This is a genomic window from Bacillus sp. FJAT-22090, assembly GCF_001278755.1.
Lineage (GTDB): Bacteria > Bacillota > Bacilli > Bacillales_A > Planococcaceae > Psychrobacillus.
Genome location: NZ_CP012601.1, coordinates 2604682 through 2626779 on the forward strand (window position 1 = coordinate 2604682; position 22098 = coordinate 2626779).

The following is a 22098-nucleotide window of genomic DNA, read 5'->3' on the forward strand; positions in this document are numbered from 1 at the left end:
CATAAAAACAATCCAGTTTATTACTTTATCATATATTCATCGATAAATTCTAATATAATATTTATGCAATAATAATCCTTCATATAATACTTCAAGCTTCCTCAAAATAAGGCGTTCATATACCCTCGTTTATCGCTTTGCGGGTATTTCGACCGATTCCCCGAATTATTTTTTTATCCGTAGTAGGAAGCTTTTCCTTAAGTGCTGTTGCAGACATTTGTTCGTACTAAAAGGATAGCGGAAATTCATTTATTCTCAAAATCTTTAGGGCTTTGTACAATGTCGTGAACAGACCGAAAAAGGATGAAGTCAACCTTAGCGGTTGCCTTCATCCTTTATGCTAGTATTTCAATTTTCCTATTTTCTCAAATTTATTTAAGTTATAGCTTGTGATTTCCCTTACTGCTATCGTGTACAAAGAATCCTCAACATACAACATTCGTTGAATACTACTTTCCCAATTTTCATAGAGCTGAGAAGGATTGTGGGGGTTTAATAAATTCCCTTTCATTACAATCCCTTTTTCTGGAGTTATTTCATAAATTAAAGCTCCGTCTTGCTTAAACTGAGCATACTCTTGACCAACGCCTTGCTCATAAATAGTAATTGGAAAGCCATATAGATTTTTTTCACGATGTTGGAACAAAGCATGATGATCGTATTGAATAGGTGAGAAAGTTCCTTGCCCTCCAATAACTTCTGTATCCACTTCTTTAGGATTTGATAAATCACTTACATCAAACAAAGACACTTTCATTCCCTCAGTCATAATAAGAGGTTCTTTAGAACCCTGTTGTGGGACAATCTTTGTTTCATATCCAAATCCTATTAGGTGATTTTCGTCTAATGGATGCAAATAATTACTAAAGCCAGGAATTTTTAATTCTCCTAAAACTTTCGGTGCAGTTGGTGTTGCAACATCGATGACAAATAGCGGATCTGTTTGCTTGAAAGTCACCATATATGCTTTATCACCCATGAACCTTGCAGAATAAATACGCTCATCTTTTGCTAGACCCGTTAAGGACCCAACTATTTTCATCCCTTTATCTAAAATGAAAAGATTGTTTTCGGAAGGTTCATTTTCATCCCAGCTACTCCCTTTCGTAGTTACAGCTCTGAAATATCCATCATGTTCATCCATGGAAAACTGATTCAATATCGTACCCGTCAAACGACTTGATGCAACAAATTGAACGGATGTTTCGTGAAGCGCAAATTTAAATACTTCCGTATCCATTTTACCTGGATTCCATATAAATTTTTTAGAATTGGAATTTGTTGATTCAAAAATTGTTGAAGTTAAATATAAATTTTCCTTGGACATATATAACTGTTCACTTCCTCCAAGGTACCCCTTTGTCATAACGGTATTATCTTGTAAGTTTTCTACATTGATTGCTGATATAATACTATAATTTGCTTGCATGGAATTAGGAAGAATCGCAATGTTATCATAGTTCATAGGTTTCGGTTCTTTATCTGTCTTGGAATCATATACACTAGGACGTAGCTCTATATCCTCATTCTCTTCCATCATCCAAAACTTTGGATAGACAGTAGTTACATAATACAGGGTATTATTTGTTAAACGTGCGCCATTCATATATCCTTCTGTGGCAATCTCCCTAGACAGTTTAGGTGACGCAGGGTTTGTAATATCATAGAAATACACACTCGTCATGGAATCCATTGGCATTCCAATTCTATCAATATTTTGTTTACTGTCTGATTCTAGTGTGCGAAACACATTCTTTTGCCCAATGATTATTAACGTATCATTAGACAATAATAGTTGAGAAGGATAAAAATCATTCGTAAAGCGGATTTTCGTTTCTTCTCTCATTTTCTTGGGATCTTTTACATTTACTATGACTACATTATTTTCACTAATTGAAAAAACATGGGAGCCATTTGTTTTTACCATATCAGCTTCATCTACACCATCTACCTGGTTATTTGTAGTAGAATAATCTCCTCCTTGAGCATTGGAAGATTCTTTCGATTCTGTTTCCATAGTGTCTTCCATAATTGTGACTTCTTCATACCCTTGAGTTTTTTTCGCTAGCTCGAAATAAGCTTTTAGTTCTTCCTTTGATTTTACGGATTGAAGTTCTTTGTACACCGTGAAAGGAAATTTCGTTTTCATAAACTTATTTTTTACATATAAGCTATAGGTACCTTCTTTTAAGCCTGTTATTACAACTACCTTCCCCTTTTTAGATACACTATGCTTTGCATTAACTTTTTTCCCTTGTTGGTCAGTTACATACATTTCCCCTTTTTTGAATGCATCCTCACTAACTGCCGAAGACAAAGTAACGATAAATGGTTGGTTGGAAAATACAACATCCTGAGCACTCACGGACGTTCTAGCTGAAAAAAATACTATGACCAATCCAACAATTAATGCCGTACCAATTATCGACATAATCCACTTCTTCATATGATCTCCCTCTCTTTTACTATGTTAAACCATTAGACTGCGAATAAAATAAATGGTTTCACCTCTTAATTAAATTATTTTTCACATGAAAGAATTAAGAAAAAGACCCCTCTTAAGAAAGGGGTCTTCAGACTGTAGACAAACTCAAATTTATTTTTATATAGGATAGACAGTTTTTTCCGAACCTTACCGCTCGTTTTCCGCGGGTAAGCTCCGAGGTTACTGAGAAATTCTATAGAATCTTACTTTACTAAATAATATCATCCGATAAATGAGAAAATCGTTGAAACGGCTCCCTTTCCGTGGGCGTTGCCTTAGCCTTCTAGGCCAACACGATGTTGGTCATGCAATCGTTGCCGCAGGATGCGGCGAACTTAGATTGCCTTCCCCTCAACTGCGGGGTCTTCGGCTAACGCTATTCCCACAGGAGTATCGCCTTTTTCAACGATTTTCTATAAATACTAATTGAAAAGATTTTATTTAAAATTTCTCTATTAATGGCATATGGTTTCTAATTTAAATGTGGATAATAGTTGATTGGAGTGAAAGGCGGCGACTCCAGCCGGAATAGCAAATGTTTTCTGCACCGAAAGCGAAGCGGCAGGTGCATGAGCGAAAAGACCCTGGACTGAACATAGTGAAGGAAGCAGCTGAAGCCATGCCGGCGGAAAGCGTCCGCTTGGAACGGAAATTAACGAGTCCAACATACCTATTATGAAATCTCATAGAGGACTTTTTCAGTCACCTCGCAACGCTGCTCCTGCAGGGTCTCGTCTGTCTCGCTTTTCCCGCAGGAGCAGAGCGGATACTTCTCCAATGCACGAGACCAATTAGCCAACTGCCTTTTGTCTTCAATTTGAAGACCCCTCTTAAGAATGGGGCCTTTTTCGTTTTATTCTTCTATTTTATTTCCTCTAGTCAATTTTTCGAATTCTTCCATGTCTCTGTTCCTTTTTGGGAGGTAATTAAAAGGATTTCTTTCCTGTGCAAATTCCTCTCTTGCATTAACTTGGATACCGATTTTCGTTCCAGCAGTTGCTGTCGGATCATTATATATATTTTCCTTTTCTCCATCGAAATGTGGAGTTGCTTCGACATGTTTGTTATCACTTTTTCGAGTCATCAAATCATCTCTCCTTTATAGATAATATGATGTTGTTAAAGTTGAACTATTCCTCTTACTTTTAAGACTATAATTAGTTGCGCAAATCTCCCCTTCTTATAGCAATGCCTCTTTTATTTGTTTCTAAAGTTCGGTGGACGGTCATAGTTTATTTTTCAAACAAAAAGGTTTTCTTGATCAAGTCAAGAAAACCTTTTTATATAGTATTTGTTCAGAATCAACACCAGTTACATTTTCTTTCCCTATCACTCTTCTTCAAATGGCCATTTTGGTAGCATATGAGAAAGTGTTTTATCTTCTCGGTAGCCAAGTACATATTCCGCTTGCATAATGGTATGGATTTCACGTGTTCCTTCATAAATTACAGGTGCTTTGGAATTACGTAAATATCTCGCTACTGGATATTCATCTGAATACCCATAAGCACCATGAATTTGTACAGCATCATCTGCAGCTTTATTTGCAAAGTCGCATGCTTGCCATTTTGCAAGTGACGTTTCACGTGTATTACGAACACCTTTGTTTTTTAACTCTCCTACACGGTAAACGAGTAATCGGCTCATTTGAAGTCCTGCTTCCATCTTCGCAACCATTTGTTGCACGAGCTGATGTCTTCCAATTTCCTTACCAAAAGTTTCTCTTTCATGACAGTACTTAACACTTGCTTCTAAACAAGCTAAAGAAAGTCCTACTGCTCCTGCTGCTACCGTAAACCTTCCATTATCGAGAGCAGACATAGCAATTTTAAACCCTTCTCCTTCTTTTCCTAAAAGATTCTCTTTCGGCACTCGCATATTTTCAAAAAACAGTTCACCGGTATTTCCGGATTTAATACCGTATTTCCCCTTAATTGCTTTGGAGGAGAAGCCTTCCATTGTTCGTTCTACGATGAAAGCACTTATACCGTGGTGCTTTTTAGATTTATCCGTATAGGCAAAGACGATAAAATGATCAGCCGCATCACATAATGATATCCATGTTTTTTGCCCATTAATGACATAGTGATCCCCATCGAGCACTGCAACAGTCGACATGGCCGCTACATCTGAACCTGCACCTGGTTCTGTTAATCCAAAGGCTCCTATTTTTTCTCCCTTTGCTTGGGGAACTAAATATTTTTGCTTTTGTTCTTCAGTTGCCCACTGCATAAGCGTCATTGAATTAAGTCCTATATGCACCGACACGGCAGTTCGAAAAGCTGTGTCACCACGTTCTAGTTCTTCGCAAGCAATCGCAAGTGAATTATAATCCATTCCACTTCCGCCGTATTTCTCCGGAACACAAACTCCCATTAAGCCAAGATCCGCTAGACGTTTCCAGATTCCTTTATCAAATGCACCTTCTATTTCCCATTTGGCTATATGAGGAATGATTTCACTATCTACAAATTGACGAACTGTTTTTCGTAAAAGGACTTGTTCCTCCGTTAATTCGAAATTCATTATTCTTCACCTCTCACAACGGTCTCTACAATATCAACTCCACGAGTTGCCATTTCTCTAATATATAATTCTCCTGGGACAATCAATTCAGGTGGGTATACGCCTCGTTTAGAAATAACATTATTCCCAATCATTTGTGCTACTACAGAAATTGTATTGGCAGTTGCTCTTGCCATTGCGGTTGTCCCGGAAAGTTTATCTTTTTTCGTAGACAATTCATATGAAAAAGTTGTGTTTTCCCCTTCTTTTATACCTTTAACGATTACACGTAATAAAACAGCATCTTCTTTATCACCAAGTAATAATTGTGGTGTTAATACTTCTTTTAAGACATCGCGAGCCTTCACCATATTTCCATTTACATTCACTATGGTTTTTTTATTTGTTAATCCTAAATCTACAAGTAATTTAAACTTATCTGCATGCCCTTTGTAACGTATCGTTTTATATTCCAATGTGTCTATGTTCGGAAAAGATTTAGGTAATGTCGAAGTTCCACCTGCAGTATGGAATGCCTCTAACTCACCATACTCATCAAAGAATATCGGCTCTATCTCTGATAGGGATTCCACTTCTTGCAGTTTACCATCCCGGATTACATGGGAAGGGTCGGTATAATGGTCAAATACACCTTCTAATGAAAAGACAATGTTGTATCCGAAAATTCCTTCTGGTTTTACTGGTATTCCACCAACGTATAAATGGATTCCTGAAACTTCATCTAGTTTACTAGCTCCATATCCCGCAAGAATATTAATCATACCCGGTGCTACACCTAAATCTGGGATTAGTGTGATCCCTTTCTGCTTTGCCTTTTCATGAAGTGATAGAACTGTATCTGTTGCTCCTCCAATATGGCCACCTAGATCGATTGAATGAACACCAGCATCTACTGCTAGTCTAGCTACTTTTTCATTGAACGAATAAAACAATGCATTAATGACTACATCAACCTTTTCCATGATTTGCAGTATATTCGCATCATCATTTGCATCTAATCTTAAAACATCTATTTTCGAGTTTTGTAGTCTTTCTTTAAACATCGTTGCTTGTCCCACATCTAAATCACATAATAGTACCTTTTCCACATTAGGGCTCTTCACTAAATCCCGAGCTGCTTCTTTTCCCATTAATCCTGCTCCCAATACAGCAACCTTCATGTAATCATCCCCCTATTATTCTGTATCTATTTGTGCTCTTTGCAATTTCCCACTAAAGTCTACATAAATGCTCTTCCATTCCGTATATACATCTAATGCCGCCACACCTGAGTCTCGGTGTCCGTTTCCGGTACCTTTAGTCCCACCAAACGGCAAATGGATCTCAGCTCCTGTAGTTCCAGCATTAACATAAACAATTCCCGTATCTAAGTCCCGCTGTGCACGGAAGACTTTATTTACATCTTTGGAAAAGATAGAACTTGAGAGTCCAAATTTCACTCCGTTATTAACTTCTATCGCTTCTTCTAAAGAACCTACTTCAATAAGTGAAACAACTGGACCAAAGATTTCTTCTTGCGCTATTCTCATATTTGGTTTAACGTCCGTGAAAAGGGTTGGAGCATAATAATTTCCGTTTGCTAAGTCCCCTTCTTCTAATACATTTCCACCAACTAGAAGATTAGCCCCTTCTTCTTGTCCAATTTTGATGTAGGAATGAATTTTATCTAACGCTTTCTTGTTAATAACTGGCCCAATTTTGACTGATTCATCTAAGCCGTCTCCAATTGTCAACTTTTCCATTTGCTCTAGTAATTTAACTTCTAATTCTTTCTTTACATCTTTATGCACGATTACTCGACTACATGCAGTGCAACGTTGACCCGCTGTTCCGAATGCACTCCATAAAATCCCTTCTACAGCAAGAGACAAGTCTGCATCTTCCATCACAATAACAGCATTTTTTCCACCCATTTCAAGAGACACTTTCTTTAAATGCCTTCCTCCAAGCTCTGCTACTTTACTACCTGTTTCAGTAGAACCTGTAAAGGAAATCACTTTTACATCCGGGTGCTCAATCATTGCGGTTCCAACTTCCGAACCAGAACCAAAAACTATATTTGCTACCCCATCAGGTAAACCAGCCTCTTCAAATATTTTTGCCATTTCATAAGCCATCATTGGTGTTTCAGTTGCAGGCTTCCAAATGAAAGTATTTCCTGCTACTATCGCTGGAAATGACTTCCACGTAGCTATGGCTACAGGAAAATTCCAAGGTGTAATCAGTCCAACTACTCCAATTGGTGCGCGCACGCTCATCGCAAATTTATCTGCTAGCTCAGATGGTGTCGTTTCTCCAAATAACCGGCGACCTTCCCCTGCCATATAAAACGCCATGTCTATTCCTTCTTGTACTTCCCCACGGCCTTCTTCAATTACTTTTCCCATCTCTTTCGTTAGAACCTGTGCCAGATGTTCTTTCTTTTCTTTCATTAGCCTACCAATTTCATATAAATAATCTGCACGTTTTGGCGCTGGTACAAGTGCCCATTTTTTCTGTGCTTTCGTAGCAGCCGCAACAGCTAAATCTACATCCTCTTTTGTTGACATCCTTACTTCCGCCAACTGTTCTCCACTCGCTGGATTTAAAACAGCTGTATATTTTTCCTCGCCAATATCTTGCCATTTCCCATCAAAAAAGTTTGTGAGCTTCATAATCCTATTACCTCTTTTCCTTTTTATGAAAACGCTAACATAAAGAATACATTCTCTATTACTTGAAGAATCCCTTTAATTTTTTCTAAAAATAAGAATTTTCAGAGTGAAACTTTTCATAACATGATTCGTATTAATAAATATTGAATAAGAGGAGGAAATAAACATGAACAATCACGAAATAGATTACAAATTATACGGAGACGATATGCAATTTGTAGAAATTGAACTAGACCCTCAAGAAACAGTAGTTGCAGAAGCCGGCAGTTTAATGATGATGGAAGACGGCGTTTCCATGGAGACAATCTTTGGTGACGGCTCCAGCTCTGGTGGCGGCGGTGGTCTAATGGGCAAATTAATGGGTGCAGGTAAACGTATGCTTACAGGTGAAAGTTTATTCATGACAACCTTTACGAATACAGGCAGCGGAAAGAAACATGTTTACTTTGCTTCTCCATACCCAGGTAAGATCATTCCAATGGATTTAAGCGAACATAGAGGAAAAATAATTTGTCAAAAAGATGCTTTTCTTGCAGCAGCAAAAGGTGTTTCTGTAGGGATTGAGTTTCAACGAAAATTAGGAACTGGATTCTTCGGTGGTGAAGGTTTCATCATGCAAAAGCTTGAAGGTGATGGGCTTGCATTCATTCATGCTGGCGGAACAATCCATAAAAAAGTTTTACAGCCAGGAGAGGTTTTACGAGTAGATACTGGATGCCTAGTAGCTATGACTTCTGAAGTGGATTACAATATCGAAATGGTTAAAGGTGTAAAAACGGCTCTATTTGGTGGCGAAGGGCTATTTTTTGCAACACTTCGTGGACCAGGTACAGTGTGGATTCAATCCTTACCATTTAGCCGTTTAGCAAGCCGAGTGTTTGCAGCTGCTCCTCAAACTCCAGGTGGAGGCTCACCAGGTGAAGGAAGTATTGCTGGAGGACTGTTCGATCTTTTAGGCGGAAAATAATAAATAGTGGCCTTCGGTTGATGGGGAGAAAAATACTAACAAAAGGTAAATTTTCATACTAATGGAATATAAATATTTAAAGGTTTAATGGCACTACTAGGGAAAAATAAAAAGAAGTTTAGACTCAGATGTTATTCTGAGTCTTTTTGATTTACTTCCCACAAATAAAATATTATCTAATAGGAGTTTACAAATATCTAAAGGAATTGTAAAAAAAGGAGTATTCCATCTTATAGGGAAATCTAATTTAACTAACCTTTGGCTGGTTTAGTTAAAGAAATTTATTATCTATTATTTTAGAGTGTCCTCGTCACTTCTGTATTCTAAAAGATCTCCCGGCTGACAGTCTAAAGCCTTACAAATTGCTTCTAACGTGGATAGTCGAATCGCTTTTGCCTTTCCATTTTTCAATATAGAAAGGTTAGCCATTGTTATTCCAACCCTCTCCGAAAGTTCTGTTACGCTCATTTTCCTTTTAGCCAGCATCACATCAATATTAATTATTATTGTCATGTTATTCACCTCAGACTATTAAGTCGTTCTCTGATTTTATATCGATGGCTTCTTGTAAAAGTCTTTGAAGAACGGCCGCAAAAACAGCAATCACCATTGGAGCAAAAATCATGACCATTCCGATTAGTACGAGACCTGGTGCGTCATCTATCTCCGCTAGGATAAATACGAATGGTAAGGCTATCGTATACAAGCCACTGATTGTGATAGCACAGTTTTTGATTTTCTTTAGAGCTCTTACAGATAATTTCGAGAAAGCTTTGTTCTTGTCAATATAGCTTAAAAGGTTAAAAGATTGATATAAAGCAATGTAAAATGGGATCGCCGAAACATACATAACCATTAAAATGCCATATACTACATAAGCTAAATCTGAACCTCGTTCTGCTGCTTCATTTGCTTCATTCGCTATCTGAGGCAACAAAAATAGACACAAAGCAAGAACCGGAATGCCAATAAAAATAACAGCTACCTTTAAAAAGAGTGTTGAACTTCGTTTCATAAAACGCACCTCATTTATTTATTGTTAAATTGAATTTAACACATTATTTATTGATTTACAATAAAAAAATATTGATTTTAATTACATTATTATTGTTTATAAAATCATCAGTTTGTTTTAGACGAAATAAAAAGCACTCCTCATTACAGCGAAATGCTCTATAACTTTAAACTATTCATTTTAAAACCATGGTGCCATAGAGCCTATCCTTGAGTCTAACTCCAACGACCACGATTGCTATAAATCCTGCCATTGTTAAAACGCCATCAATTTATATGCGTATTGATGTCTAATTAATTTGTAAAATCTACTAAAGCATTGATATAACCACAAAAAGGGAAACACCAACTCATATGTATTGCATCCCCGATTAGGTTGTTATTAATATTTTCTCCCCAATAACCGAACCCGTTATCTTTCTAGGGTCCTCTTTTTCGTGGAATAAATAATGCCTGTCCGTCTACATTTTTCGGCAAATTGTTTATTTTTTATCGAACACCCCTTCATATACTATGAGTAAGATCAATAATGTGGATATTACGTTTCTATTAATTTATTGATCTTTAGTATAAAAAAGGAGGTGTTCGACATGAAAGCTTCTTTTGGTATGTGGATTGGCTGGGTAGCTATTATTCTTGCTGTAATAGGGTTCTTTTACTCACCTATTTGGTTCGGTGGAGCTGCAATAATTTTAGGCCTAATCAGCTTAGCTTCCCCTCAAAAGTTCCTAGCTTGGAGTGCAATTGTACTTGGAGCAATTGCGTTCTTTCTTCCGATGCTCTTTTAGATAAATGGTAATTATGTATTTACGGCATGTCCGGGTCAAGTTACCGCACATGCCTTTTTATATAAGAGAAGCACTAATCACGAACTTCTTTTTATATGACCGGATAAAAATAAATGTGTCCAGATAATAAAATTTCTGACCGGATAAAATTTTATCTGTCCACATTAAAAGATTTTGACTGTATGGCATCTTTTCAATAATTAAAAAAGCTCAGTAAGTGTTTTACACTTACCAAGCTTTTCTCTACTTATTTGCTTGCTTTATATGCATCTAAGAATTCTTTTGCTTTTGCTGGATCTGCTACTAGCTCATTTCCAGTATCAACAAGTGGACTTACAGTGGAAACTGCTTTCTTTTTGTTTCCTTGGTAGTAATTTAAAATTTCATCTTGGTTAATTGAATAAAGAATAGCTTTTCGTAGGTCTTCGCTATCGGATACTTCACGATTTTTTGTATTAAATAACAAATAAGATACGGCATTACTATCACTTTTTTGAAGGGTTAATTTACTATCTCCTTCTACTAAATCATACTTTGTTTCTGGAACACCATTGAAAATATGAATTTCTCCATTACGTAATGCGGAAAGTGCGCTGTCAGGATCTTGAATGAAACGTACAGTTACATTTGAAATTTTAGCTTCATTTTCAGTACCTGCCATATAAGCTGGGTTTTTCAAGAATATTGCTTCGTAGTCATTTTTATGAGATAAGATGTACGGACCGCTTGCATATAACGTATTGTTATATTTGTCGCCTTCTGTAACTGTATTTTGATCTCCGTAAGGAATATCTTTATTTACATCAAATGTTGCCACATCATAAGTATTAATGCTTTCTACTTGTTTTTTAGAAACAATTCCTGCAGATTGGTGAGCTAAATAATTTAGTACTTGTGGGAATGGATTTACTGTTGTAATTTTCACCACTTGATATTTGCCTGCCGCATTATCTGCAGTATTTTTGTCTTCTACCAATTCGGTAATTTTAGCGTCTAAGCCTTCTTCAAGCGCTTCTCTTACAGTAACATCGCTTCCAGATTGTTTAACATCAAGCTCTGATAAGTCAGTTACTACTTGAATGTCTTTCATACTTTCATGCAAGCTATATGTGCGGTGATCTGGAACTGAGTTTTTATCCTTTGCACGGTTTAAAGAGAATACAACATCATCTGCTCCTACGCGTTCCCCAGTGTCAACTGCTTTTTTATCTGTAACAGCAGCAAAGTTTATATCATCACGAAGAAGGAAGTAATATGATTCATTACCTTCTGCGATTGCGTGATTAAGTGATAAAGAACCATCTGAAACCACTTTATCGTCATCAGTTAAATTAACAAGTCTTACATACATATTAGTATTTAGCGTATTGATAGATCCATCATTACCTTTAATCGGATCTAAAGAAGTTAAAGTCCCGATTGCTTGTTGCATAATTAATGGTTGTGTTGCTCTTTTTGAAGTGTCTGTAAAATCAATCGTTTCCCATGCAATTGCACGTGAAGTTGCAAGTCTTACTGTATCTGCATTTAAGATTTCTTTATTTACACCTTGAGCTTTGAAAGAATTATAAAGCGGTGCAATATATGCTTTATCCAAAACAAGACGTTGCTCTAATTGTTTATATGTTTCGGTAAATTCCTCTTCTGTTTCTGTACTTGCTTGATCAATTAATTTATCCACTTCTTCATCAGACATAATACTGTTATCTCCATCTGATTTGAACAGCGAACGAACTGCGTAGTCAGGGTTTCCTGTAACCGTTGTCCAGCTAGATAAAGCTAAGTCATAGTTTCCTGCATCTTTTTGTGCAGTAAAGCTACCGTAATCAGGTTGAATATTTAACTTCACATCAAAACCATTTTTAATCAGTTGGTCACGGACGATGTTCATATCCGCTTCACCTGTACTCATGCCTAAAAGTTCAATTTCTACCTTACTTTGATCTGTGTTAGCGTCTTTATTATCATTTGCTTTATCGGCAACATCCGATTTCGTATTTACACATCCTGCTAAAACCAAAACAAAAGCAATCAGGATAGCTAATATACTTTTCTTCATACTATTTCCTCCTAAAATATAATTCTTTTTAATCCATTCTTGGATCAAAAGCATCTCGTAATCCATCACCTAAAAAGTTGAAGGATAATACTAGGCCAATAATAGCAAGCCCTGGTATTACAGCAAGATACGAATGTGATTCAAGATAGGTACTTCCTATTTTTAAAATATTTCCCCATTCTGGAATATGTGGTTCCACTCCAAGACCTAGGAAACTCAAGCTACTAGTAGCGATGACGGCTCCTCCAATTGTCAAGGTTGCCTTCACAATCATTGGGGCTAGAGAGTTCGGCACGATTTGCTTAAAAATAATAGACAAATCAGACGAACCAAGTGCACGCGCAGAATCGACAAATTCATAGTTCGAAACCATTAGTACGTTAGCTCTCATCGTTCGAGCATAGGTCGGAATTGATCCGACACTTAATGCCAAAATTAGATTCATAGTGTTTGCCCCAAATGCAGCAATAATAGCTATGGCAAGTAAAATTCCAGGAATAGCGTACAAAATATCTAGAAGACGCATAATCACATTATCTGCACGTTTCGTATAATATCCTGCTAAAGCTCCTAAAAATCCACCAATAATCGCTGGAATTATCGTGGAAGCAAATCCAACAATAAGTGAAATTCTCGCTCCAAAGACAATTCTTGAAAACAAATCTCGTCCAAAATTATCTGTACCAAATGGATGCTCCAGACTAGGATTTTGAAGTAATTCTCCATAATTATTCTCAACAGCCATATCATAATCAAACGTGAATTTACTGCAAACCGACAATGAAAACATTAGAATGATAAAAAACATTCCTAATATTGCCGTTGAGTTGCGAGTAATTTTGCTCCACATCGTATTCCACTTCAGAATTCTAGATTGATCATGACTACGTACTTTTACAATTAAACTAATACCTAATAATAAGTTAAATATATTTCCCGTCAGGGAAGTAGTTATTAACAGAATGGCAATAGCCATCATCCATGACGGTGCTAAGTTATCTTCCACATGTTTGGACACCAGAACTAGCGTTATGACTTGGAATATTAATATCCCTATCAAAATACCCATTGCCGGTAAAAAGGTGTCTGTCACATATGGTTTAAACAAATTGAGGGACGAAATAGCTAGGATAAATATTTGTGTTAACAACATATACACAGCAAATGTGTACTCTGGTGTTTTTTTCTTTTTTATTATGTTAAATGCAAATGAAGCTATAAATATATTTGCACTCAATATGCTAAGAAGTTGAATATAGCCGAGTTTTCTTGTTTTGCTTTGTATCTCACCTGTATTCAAAAGGTCCCTCTTCATTTTCCATGTAAGGAAAAGTTGAAAAACAGTAAATACAAGATAAACAAGAAATACAGTAAAAACAGCACCCTTCAATGTCCCCTCTTTAAAGTTGAAACTATTTACTAATAAAAGAAGGGTCACGATAAGAGAAAGAATCCATGCAAAGTTTGCTTGTGTATAATCTCGGGATAACTTCAACGCATGTTTTTGATTTGAAATCACCTTTACACCTACTTCTCTTTACAGTTGCTTCATCTTAGATCGAATGCGAGGATCAAAAAACGCATACAAAATATCGATGAGCACATTTACTAAAGAAATGGTTATGGCAATATAAATTACCCCACCCATAATCGCTGGTATATCTGGAACGAATTGTTTATCAACAATATAACTTCCTATACCACTAATATTGAATACTTTCTCGGTTACTGCTGCTCCTCCGAGCATATCACCAAACAGTAAACCAATTACTGTAATAATAGGAATCATTGCGTTTCCAACTGCATGTTTCCAAAGTACCTGTCTTTCGTTTAGCCCCTTGGCTTTTGCTGTAATAATATAATCCTCATTAATAATTTCTAACATGGAGGATCGTGTCATCCTTGCAACAGATGCCGTCAATCCGGTTCCAAGAACAATGACCGGCATAATGATCGACAACAAATTTTGAGGATTATAGGTTGCAGGTAACCACTGCAATTTAATCGAGAAATTTAAAATAAACACTAGACCTTGCCAAAAGTTAGGAATAGATAATCCAATTAAAGCAACAAACATGAAAGAGTAATCTAAAAACGTATTTTGTCTAGTAGCTGAAATTATTCCTACTGGTATTGCAATAACAATCGCCATTAACAATGAAAAAATTGCAATAGTTAAGGTAATTGGGAATTTATTCGCAATACTTGTGGCTACTTCTTCATTTCCATTAAAAGAAGCTCCTAAATCAAACATAGCTATTCCTTTTAGTGCATCCCATAATTGAGCCAAGTAAGACTGATCCAAACCATGCATCTGATTGAAAGCTGCAATTTGCTCTTTCGTCGCTGCTTCTCCCAAGATATTAGCTGCAGGATCAAAAGGAGATAAATATAGAATAGTAAATACTAGAATGGATACACCTGCTATAACAAATACACTCATAATTAGTCGTTCAAAGATAAACTTAACAAAAGCGTTACTATACAAAATTAGTATTAGATACATAAGTATCCCAGGTATAAATGAAACAACTAAAAATGACTTTTTATTAAGTAAACTTTGAAAATAAGAAACATACGTTAGCTTTTTTAATCCATTTTGCTCATACTGTTCCTCTATCTTCTCAGAGAGTACTTTTGTGTATCGTTCCTCTGCAAGCTTTTCTACTTCTCTCTCCATTTCCTGTTCATTAACTTTTTCACGAAAGAAAGCATGCTTGCGCACATATTGGTCTGCAAATTCTCTCTTCAGCTCTTCTTTTAGACCCGAGTCTTTCAAGGAAGCATTCATTTTTTCATAAATAATAAAATATGTATCGTTCTTCTTTTTCAATTGATAATAAAAAAAAGTGATAAAATGCAACGGAAATCCTAAAATTATCAACAAGAATTTAAACGGCGCTCTCTGCATCAATTTCCCGAAAATGAATGCAAGATGATCGGATATATCAAAATTGACGGATTGCTCTTTATTTAACCCCAACGACTATTTACCTCCTTTCCTATATTGTATAAATCCAAGTGGTATAGTATAGTATAGATTCGAACTTTTATTAAGTCAATGGATTTTAAATAATTACATATAGAATTAGGAAGGTGTTTATGTTGGAGACGGTTTTAAAAGTAAAAGATCTACATATCTCGTTTCTAACCAGCGACAAAGAATTTGAAGCTGTACGAGGTGTCAGTTTTGACGTGAAGAAAGGAGAAACTTTAGGTATTGTTGGAGAATCTGGTAGCGGAAAAAGTGTTACTGCCCGTTCCATTATGAGACTTCTTCCCTCACCTCCCTCCTTGTTGAAAAACGGAGAAATTGAGTTCCTCGGTGAAAATCTGGTAAATAAATCAGAAAAAGAAATGGAAAGTATTCGTGGAAGAGATATTAGTATGATTTTCCAAGATCCTATGACCTCTCTAAACCCTACTATCCGAATTGGAAAGCAAATCGCTGAAAGCTTAACTAAACATCAAAAGTTATCTAAAAAGGAAGCATACAAACAAGCAGTTGAACTACTTAAACTTGTAGGCATTAAAAATAGTGAAGAACGTTTTAATCAATATCCGCATGAGTTTTCTGGGGGAATGCGTCAACGTGTCATGATTGCAATTGCACTTGCATGTCGACCTACTTTACTAATTGCAGATGAACCGACTACAGCACTTGATGTAACGATTCAAGCACAAATATTAAATCTGATGAAAGATATGCAAACACGTTTTGGAACATCCATTATTTTGATCACCCATGATTTAGGAGTTGTCGCAGGTATGTGTGACAGGGTTGCAGTAATGAAGGATGGGGAAATTGTTGAAACTGGAACAACAGAAGAGATCTTTGAAAACCCTCAACATGCTTATACCAAAAGATTGCTCAATGCCCTTCCTCGTCTGGATCAAAAGAAAAAACCTAAACGTCTCCCTCTTCGCTCTATTGGAATAGAAGAAGGAAAACCATTACTCGATGTTAGGTCTCTAAAACAACATTTCAATACTGGAAAAGGCAATGTATTAAAAGCAGTCGATGATATCAGCTTTTTCATAAAACCGGGAGAAACGTTAGGCTTAGTTGGAGAATCTGGATCAGGAAAGTCTACAACCGGTAGAGCTGTTTTACGACTTCACGAGCCGACAGATGGAGACATATTATATCAGGGTATAGCCATTAACAGATTAAACAAAAATGAATTGAAAACAATGCGACGTCATATGCAAATGATCTTTCAAGATCCCTATTCGTCTTTAAACCCACGCTTTAAAGTCCTTGATATTATAGGGCAAGCATTAGATATTCATCAGTTGAGTAAAAATAATGAGGAAAGAAAAAATAGAGTAGAAGAATTGCTTGTAATGGTTGGATTAAAACCAGAGCATGCAATGCGGTATCCACATGAGTTTTCAGGTGGGCAGCGACAAAGAATAGGAATTGCTCGAGCACTAGCAGTAGAACCTGACTTTATTGTTTGTGATGAACCATTGTCCGCATTAGATGTTTCTATCCAAGCACAAATTGTTGAATTACTTGAGGACCTTCAACATCGGTTGGGACTTACCTATCTCTTTATCGCCCATGATTTATCGATGGTCAAGCATATTAGTGATAGAGTGGCAGTTATGTATGCAGGAAAAATTGTCGAGCTTGCAGAAAGTGAAGAATTGTACTCTAACCCATTGCACCCATACACAAAATCACTATTAGCAGCGATACCTATTCCAGATCCTAAAATTGAAGCAAAGAAAAAACGATCACTAATGGAAGAAAATCGGGAAAAAGATCGATATCAATTATCACAATCAGAATTACTAGAAGTCTCCAAAGGACATTGGGTTGCTATACCGAAAAATTAAGCACCTCCTATTGTACTATTTAGAAATACACATAAAAAAAGACCTTGTATAAAAATTCATCCCGTGATAAACTTACCTAAATTAATTTTTTGAAAATTTTATATTTTATTTCTTATCAAGAGAGACGGAGGGATTGGCCCGAAGATGTCTCAGCAACCAGCCCAATAAAGGTGTGGTGCTAATTCCAATAGACGTTCTACGTCTTGAAGATAAGAAGACTAACTTCAGTATTTTATTGAGGATTCTCTTCTTATTAGAGAATCCTCTTTTTTTATTTCTCGCAGACTCCAGCGTCTTGCTCCTGCGCAAAAGCTCGTCGCAGAAGGAACTTGCGCTTGCGCATGAATAATTTAATAGTAAAGGATGAATAATGATGTCTAAAAAGAGTATAGAAACTCAGCTAGTACAATTAGGGAACCATAGTGATTCGAAGACAGGAGCTGTAAATCCACCAATCTATTTATCTACCGCTTACAAGCATGCCGGACTTGGTCAATCAACTGGTTATGACTATACACGTACAAAAAACCCGACAAGAGCTATATTAGAAGAAGGCATCGCGAAGCTAGAAGCTGGAGATGCGGGATTTGCCTGTAGTTCCGGTATGGCTGCAATTCAATTGGTATTATCTCTATTTAAATCAGGTGATGAACTGATTGCCCCAGAGGATCTTTATGGCGGGACTTATCGCTTATTTAATCAGTACGCAGATTCCTACAATATACGCACATCCTATTCAAAGTTTGAAACTGTTCAAGAAGTAGAAGCCCTCATTACTAAAAACACAAAAGCAATCTTTATAGAAACGCCTACTAACCCGTTAATGCAAGAAATCGACATAGAGCAATATGCGACATTAGCTAAAAAGCATCATTTATTATTAATCGTGGATAATACATTCTTAACCCCTTACTTACAGCGCCCAATTGAACTTGGTGCCGATATTGTTATTCACAGCGGCACAAAATACATTGGCGGCCATAACGATGTTCTTGCTGGTCTCGTTGTTTCTAAAGGCACCGATATAGGTGAAAAATTACTAATAAATCATAATGCAGCAGGTGCAGTGCTTTCTCCATTTGATTCATGGTTATTAATAAGGGGGTTAAAAACACTTCACTTACGTATGAAACAGCATGATGCAAATGCAAAAAAGATTGCTAAATTCTTACAAAATGAATCAGTAGTAAAGGATGTTTTATATTCTGGAAAAGGCGGAATGCTTTCTTTCCGCTTACAAAAAAGTGAATGGATTAATCCCTTTCTTGAAAACCTCCAATTAATCGTTTTTGCAGAAAGCCTTGGAGGAGTGGAAAGTTTTATCACCTATCCCGCAACTCAAACACACGCGGAAATTCCAGAAGAAGAACGTATAGCACGTGGTGTAGATAACAGCCTACTACGCTTCTCTGTCGGTGTTGAAGAGGCAGAGGACTTAATAAAAGACTTGAAACAAGTTTTTGCATTATTGGAAAGTGAGGTGTCCGTAAAATGAGTGGATATAAAGAGTCATTAGAAACGAGTATTGTCGTGGCATCAACTCGTGGGCATGGAGAGAGAAAAACTGGTGCTGTCAATGTCCCGATTTATCTGTCCTCTACCTTCCATCAAGAAAGCTTTGATGAATTTGGTCCATATGATTATAGCCGTTCTGGAAATCCAACGAGAGATGCTTTAGAAAAAACGATTGCTGAACTAGAAGGTGGTACTCGAGGTTTAGCATTCTCCTCCGGACTTGCTGCAATCTCTTCCGCATTCATGCTCCTATCCGCAGGTGATCATATTGTTATTACAGAAGATGTCTATGGAGGTACATTTCGTTTTGTAACCGAGGTATTGCCTCGTATTGGAATTAAGCATACTTTCGTTGATTTTACGGATTTAGAATCCGTTGCTTCAGCGATTCGCTCCAATACAAAATTGATTTATATTGAAACACCATCCAATCCATGTCTAGGTATAACGGATATTAATCGAATCGTGGAGCTCGCTAAAGCAAACAATTGCCTAACCTTTTTAGATAATACATTTATGACACCACTTTACCAACGTCCACTCGACCTTGGAGTAGATGTAGTTTTACATAGCGCTACTAAATTTTTATCAGGACACAGTGACATAATTGCAGGTCTAGCTGTTACAAAAGATGAGGAACTTGGAAAACGATTAGCATTCCTTCAAAATTCATTCGGTGCGATTTTAGGTGCCCAAGATTCATTTTCACTTATTCAAGGAATTAAAACGTTGAGCGTTCGATTTGAAAAATCAGCAGATTCAGCCCAACAGATTGCTGCCTATTTAAACAATCATACTTTAGTCGAAGAAGTTTATTATCCAGGGTTAACATCCCATCCAGGATATGAAATTCATGCACAGCAAACAACAAGCCCTGGGGCAGTCCTCTCCTTCCGTTTACCTACGCAAGCAATAGCAAAAGCATTTGTTGAAAGTGTTCAGATTCCTGTTTTCGCTGTAAGTCTTGGCGGAGTGGAATCTATTCTTTCCCACCCTGCCCAGATGTCCCATGCCGCTATGCCAAAATCGGAACGGGAAAAACGAGGAATCACTGATGGATTACTTCGATTCTCAGTTGGTTTAGAAAATGTAGATGATTTAATAGCAGACTTCGACCAAGCACTTCTAGTAGCTGCAAAACTAATAGAGAAAGTTGGAATTTAACATGACAAATCAATTAGTACATAAAGCGCCTTTTAAAGCAGATCACGTTGGAAGTTTTTTACGTCCAGAACGTTTAAAACAGGCTCGTTTACAATATGAAAATAAAGAAATTACTGCAGATCAATTAAAACAGATCGAAAACGAAGAGATTATAAAACTAGTAGAAAAAAGAGACAGGGTTAATATCCGTTACAGATGGGGAATTTCGTCGTAAATGGTGGCACTTTGACTTTCTAGGAGGCCTTGATGGAGTAGAGTTCTATGAAACAGATAAAGGACTCTCCTTTAAAGGAGTACAAACTAGAGCACACGGTATTAAAGTAACAGGTAAGATCAGTTTTAGCACTCATTATATGATTGATCACTTCAAGTTTCTAAAAAGTATTGCTGGAGACTCCGTTGTTAAGTTTACTATCCCGAGCCCAAATATTCTTTACTATAGAGCAACAATTGAAGAAGGTATTTATAGCAGTGACGAAGATTTATTTAATGATTTAATCGCTGCATATCAAGACGTAATTCAGGCATTATATGATGAGGGCTGTCGATATCTACAAATCGATGATACATCTTGGGCAACCTCTTTTTCTGAGGAAGGCATTGCTTCTTTAAAAGAACGCAGTTTAGATTTGGATCATGCTCTTCAACTTTCTGCACGCGCCATCAACGAATCCATCGCAAAAAGACCTAATGATATGCTCGTAACTATGCATATTTGTCGTGGTAATTTCCGTTCTACATATATTACGAGCGGAAGCTATGAGTTGGTTTCGGAAACGATTTTTGGTGGACTAAATGTAGACGGTCTTTTCTTAGAATTTGACGATGAGCGCTCTGGAAACTTTGAACCACTTCGTCATGTGAACCGTTCTGATTTATATATCGTACTTGGTTTAATAACTTCCAAACATGGTGCTTTAGAAGACGCGGACCAAATAAAAGCAAGAATTGCAGAAGCAACAAAATATGTGCCTCTAGAACAGTTATGCTTAAGTCCACAATGCGGCTTCTCTTCTACGGAGGAAGGAAACATTCTTACAGAAGAAGAACAATGGGAAAAAATCCGCCATGTCGTTCAAATCGCAGAAGACGTTTGGAAATAAAATATGTTGGTAAAGTGTGGATAAGAGCAACCAAATAAGATATAAAGCGACTAGTTTATTCAATAGACCGACCATTTCCCCCCAAAAAAGAGTTAACTTCATAAATTAACATAAAAAGTGTGTGATTTTATTTTAATCGCACACTTTAGACTGGGGACAAACTCGAATATCTTCGTGTTTGAACTACAGTCTTTTTTCTTACAATAAATATAAATAACCTATTTAGTTGAATTTCACTACGGGCGGACGCTTTCCGCGGGCGGTCCGTGAGCCTCCTCGTCGCAAGCTCCTTCGGGGTCTCACTTGGACACGCTGTTCCCGCTGGAGTCGCCGTCCTCCGTTTCAATCAACATATGGCTTCCTAATTTTCAAATAGTAAAAGCAAGTTCACTTTGTGTGAATACTGAAGGCTGCCATTAATTTTTGAATATTTTTTTCCTACAAAAAAATATTTAGAGATATATTATATCTTTCGGATTGAAGACAAAAGGCCGTTAGCTAAGTGGTTTCGTTCATTAAGTTAATATTGTGTCATCATTTTCAATATTATTCTTCCTGAGTATATAGAAATAATAAGGTAGCATTTTATCGGTTTGGAGAAGCGTCCGCTCGACTCCTGCAGGAAAAGCGAGACAGACGAGACCCTGCAGGAGCGAAGTAGAGGATGGCAATCTAAGTTCGCCGCGTCCTGCGGCAACGATTGCATGACCAACAACCTGTTGGCCCAAGCGGCTCGGCGCTCGCCCGCGGAAAGCGAGCGGTAAGCTTCGGAAAACCTAAACTATCCAATATAATAAATTCGAGTTTGGCTACAGTCTGTAGTGTGTGATTTTATTCTGATCGCACACTTTTCTCTTGCTCCAAGTTGTGGAGAACTTGTTGATATCTTTAATCGTACTGTATGATTTTGTTTTCCTAATGTTTTATTAATTACTTCATGGGTAAATAAATTATACGTTATTAATTGAAGGAGGAATA

At 37.0% G+C, this 22098-nt stretch carries 15 protein-coding genes, 1 pseudogene and 1 riboswitch; of the genes and pseudogenes, 6 read left to right on the forward strand and 10 right to left on the reverse strand.

What is annotated here, in order from left to right; genetic code table 11:
• Positions 1-340: 340 nt before the first annotated feature.
• The 5 genes from AM499_RS13065 to AM499_RS13085 form a co-directional block, all read right to left on the reverse strand.
• Positions 341-2446, reverse strand: coding sequence for a beta-propeller domain-containing protein (locus AM499_RS13065; protein WP_082355260.1), 2106 nt, complete (start codon positions 2444-2446; stop codon positions 341-343).
• An 892-nt stretch (positions 2447-3338) separates the two neighbouring features.
• The gene (locus AM499_RS13070; RefSeq protein ID WP_053590636.1) at positions 3339-3569 is read right to left on the reverse strand and encodes a hypothetical protein; all 231 of its coding nucleotides are present in this window, start codon (positions 3567-3569) and stop codon (positions 3339-3341) included.
• A 245-nt stretch (positions 3570-3814) separates the two neighbouring features.
• A complete protein-coding gene (locus AM499_RS13075) occupies positions 3815-5011 on the reverse strand; it encodes an acyl-CoA dehydrogenase family protein (protein ID WP_053590637.1) in 1197 nt (398 codons plus the stop codon).
• Complete coding sequence (locus AM499_RS13080) at positions 5011-6171, reverse strand: saccharopine dehydrogenase family protein (RefSeq protein WP_053590638.1); 1161 nt, start codon at positions 6169-6171, stop codon at positions 5011-5013. The genes AM499_RS13075 and AM499_RS13080 overlap by 1 nt, the downstream gene beginning before the upstream one ends.
• 15 nt (positions 6172-6186) lie before the next feature.
• Positions 6187-7665 carry an aldehyde dehydrogenase family protein gene (locus tag AM499_RS13085; RefSeq protein WP_053590639.1) on the reverse strand — a complete coding sequence of 493 codons (1479 nt, stop codon included), beginning with the start codon at positions 7663-7665 and terminating at the stop codon, positions 6187-6189.
• A 166-nt stretch (positions 7666-7831) separates the two neighbouring features.
• Here AM499_RS13085 and AM499_RS13090 point away from each other — a divergent pair, with 166 nt between their 5' ends.
• Complete coding sequence (locus AM499_RS13090; RefSeq protein ID WP_053590640.1) at positions 7832-8632, forward strand: TIGR00266 family protein; 801 nt, start codon at positions 7832-7834, stop codon at positions 8630-8632.
• 291 nt (positions 8633-8923) lie between these two features.
• On the opposite strand, the gene AM499_RS13095 is transcribed toward AM499_RS13090, so the two are convergent.
• Together AM499_RS13095 and AM499_RS13100 are read right to left on the reverse strand one after the other, a co-directional pair.
• Positions 8924-9145 carry a helix-turn-helix domain-containing protein gene (locus AM499_RS13095; RefSeq protein WP_053590641.1) on the reverse strand — a complete coding sequence of 74 codons (222 nt, stop codon included), beginning with the start codon at positions 9143-9145 and terminating at the stop codon, positions 8924-8926.
• A 10-nt stretch (positions 9146-9155) separates the two neighbouring features.
• A complete protein-coding gene (locus AM499_RS13100) occupies positions 9156-9647 on the reverse strand; it encodes a DUF2975 domain-containing protein (protein WP_053590642.1) in 492 nt (163 codons plus the stop codon).
• 589 nt (positions 9648-10236) lie between these two features.
• On the opposite strand from AM499_RS13100, the gene AM499_RS13105 reads away from it, so the two are divergent.
• Entirely contained in the window at positions 10237-10434 is a 198-nt protein-coding gene (locus AM499_RS13105; protein ID WP_053590643.1) for a hypothetical protein, read from the forward strand.
• Between the two features lie 247 nt (positions 10435-10681).
• Here AM499_RS13105 and AM499_RS13110 read toward each other — a convergent pair whose 3' ends face one another.
• From AM499_RS13110 to AM499_RS13120, 3 genes are read right to left on the reverse strand one after another with little or no spacing between them, the layout of a single operon-like run.
• Complete coding sequence (locus AM499_RS13110; protein ID WP_053592199.1) at positions 10682-12493, reverse strand: ABC transporter substrate-binding protein; 1812 nt, start codon at positions 12491-12493, stop codon at positions 10682-10684.
• Positions 12494-12521: 28 nt separating this feature from the next.
• Entirely contained in the window at positions 12522-14012 is a 1491-nt protein-coding gene (locus AM499_RS13115; protein WP_053590644.1) for an ABC transporter permease, read from the reverse strand.
• A gap of 18 nt (positions 14013-14030) precedes the next feature.
• Positions 14031-15404 carry an ABC transporter permease gene (locus AM499_RS13120; protein WP_082355372.1) on the reverse strand — a complete coding sequence of 458 codons (1374 nt, stop codon included), beginning with the start codon at positions 15402-15404 and terminating at the stop codon, positions 14031-14033.
• Between the two features lie 191 nt (positions 15405-15595).
• On the opposite strand from AM499_RS13120, the gene AM499_RS13125 reads away from it, so the two are divergent.
• From AM499_RS13125 to AM499_RS13140, 4 genes and pseudogenes are all read left to right on the forward strand, one after another.
• Positions 15596-17338, forward strand: coding sequence for an ABC transporter ATP-binding protein (locus tag AM499_RS13125; RefSeq protein ID WP_197275555.1), 1743 nt, complete (start codon positions 15596-15598; stop codon positions 17336-17338).
• A gap of 109 nt (positions 17339-17447) precedes the next feature.
• A riboswitch (SAM riboswitch) is annotated at positions 17448-17554 on the forward strand.
• Positions 17555-17711: 157 nt separating this feature from the next.
• Positions 17712-18833 carry a methionine biosynthesis PLP-dependent protein gene (locus AM499_RS13130; RefSeq protein ID WP_053590646.1) on the forward strand — a complete coding sequence of 374 codons (1122 nt, stop codon included), beginning with the start codon at positions 17712-17714 and terminating at the stop codon, positions 18831-18833.
• A complete protein-coding gene (gene metC, locus AM499_RS13135; RefSeq protein ID WP_053590647.1) occupies positions 18830-20017 on the forward strand; it encodes a cystathionine beta-lyase in 1188 nt (395 codons plus the stop codon). Before AM499_RS13130 ends, metC begins: the two co-directional genes overlap by 4 nt.
• Before the next feature lies 1 nt (position 20018).
• Positions 20019-21120 (forward strand): annotated as a pseudogene (locus AM499_RS13140) (5-methyltetrahydropteroyltriglutamate--homocysteine S-methyltransferase).
• Positions 21121-22098 lie beyond the last annotated feature (978 nt).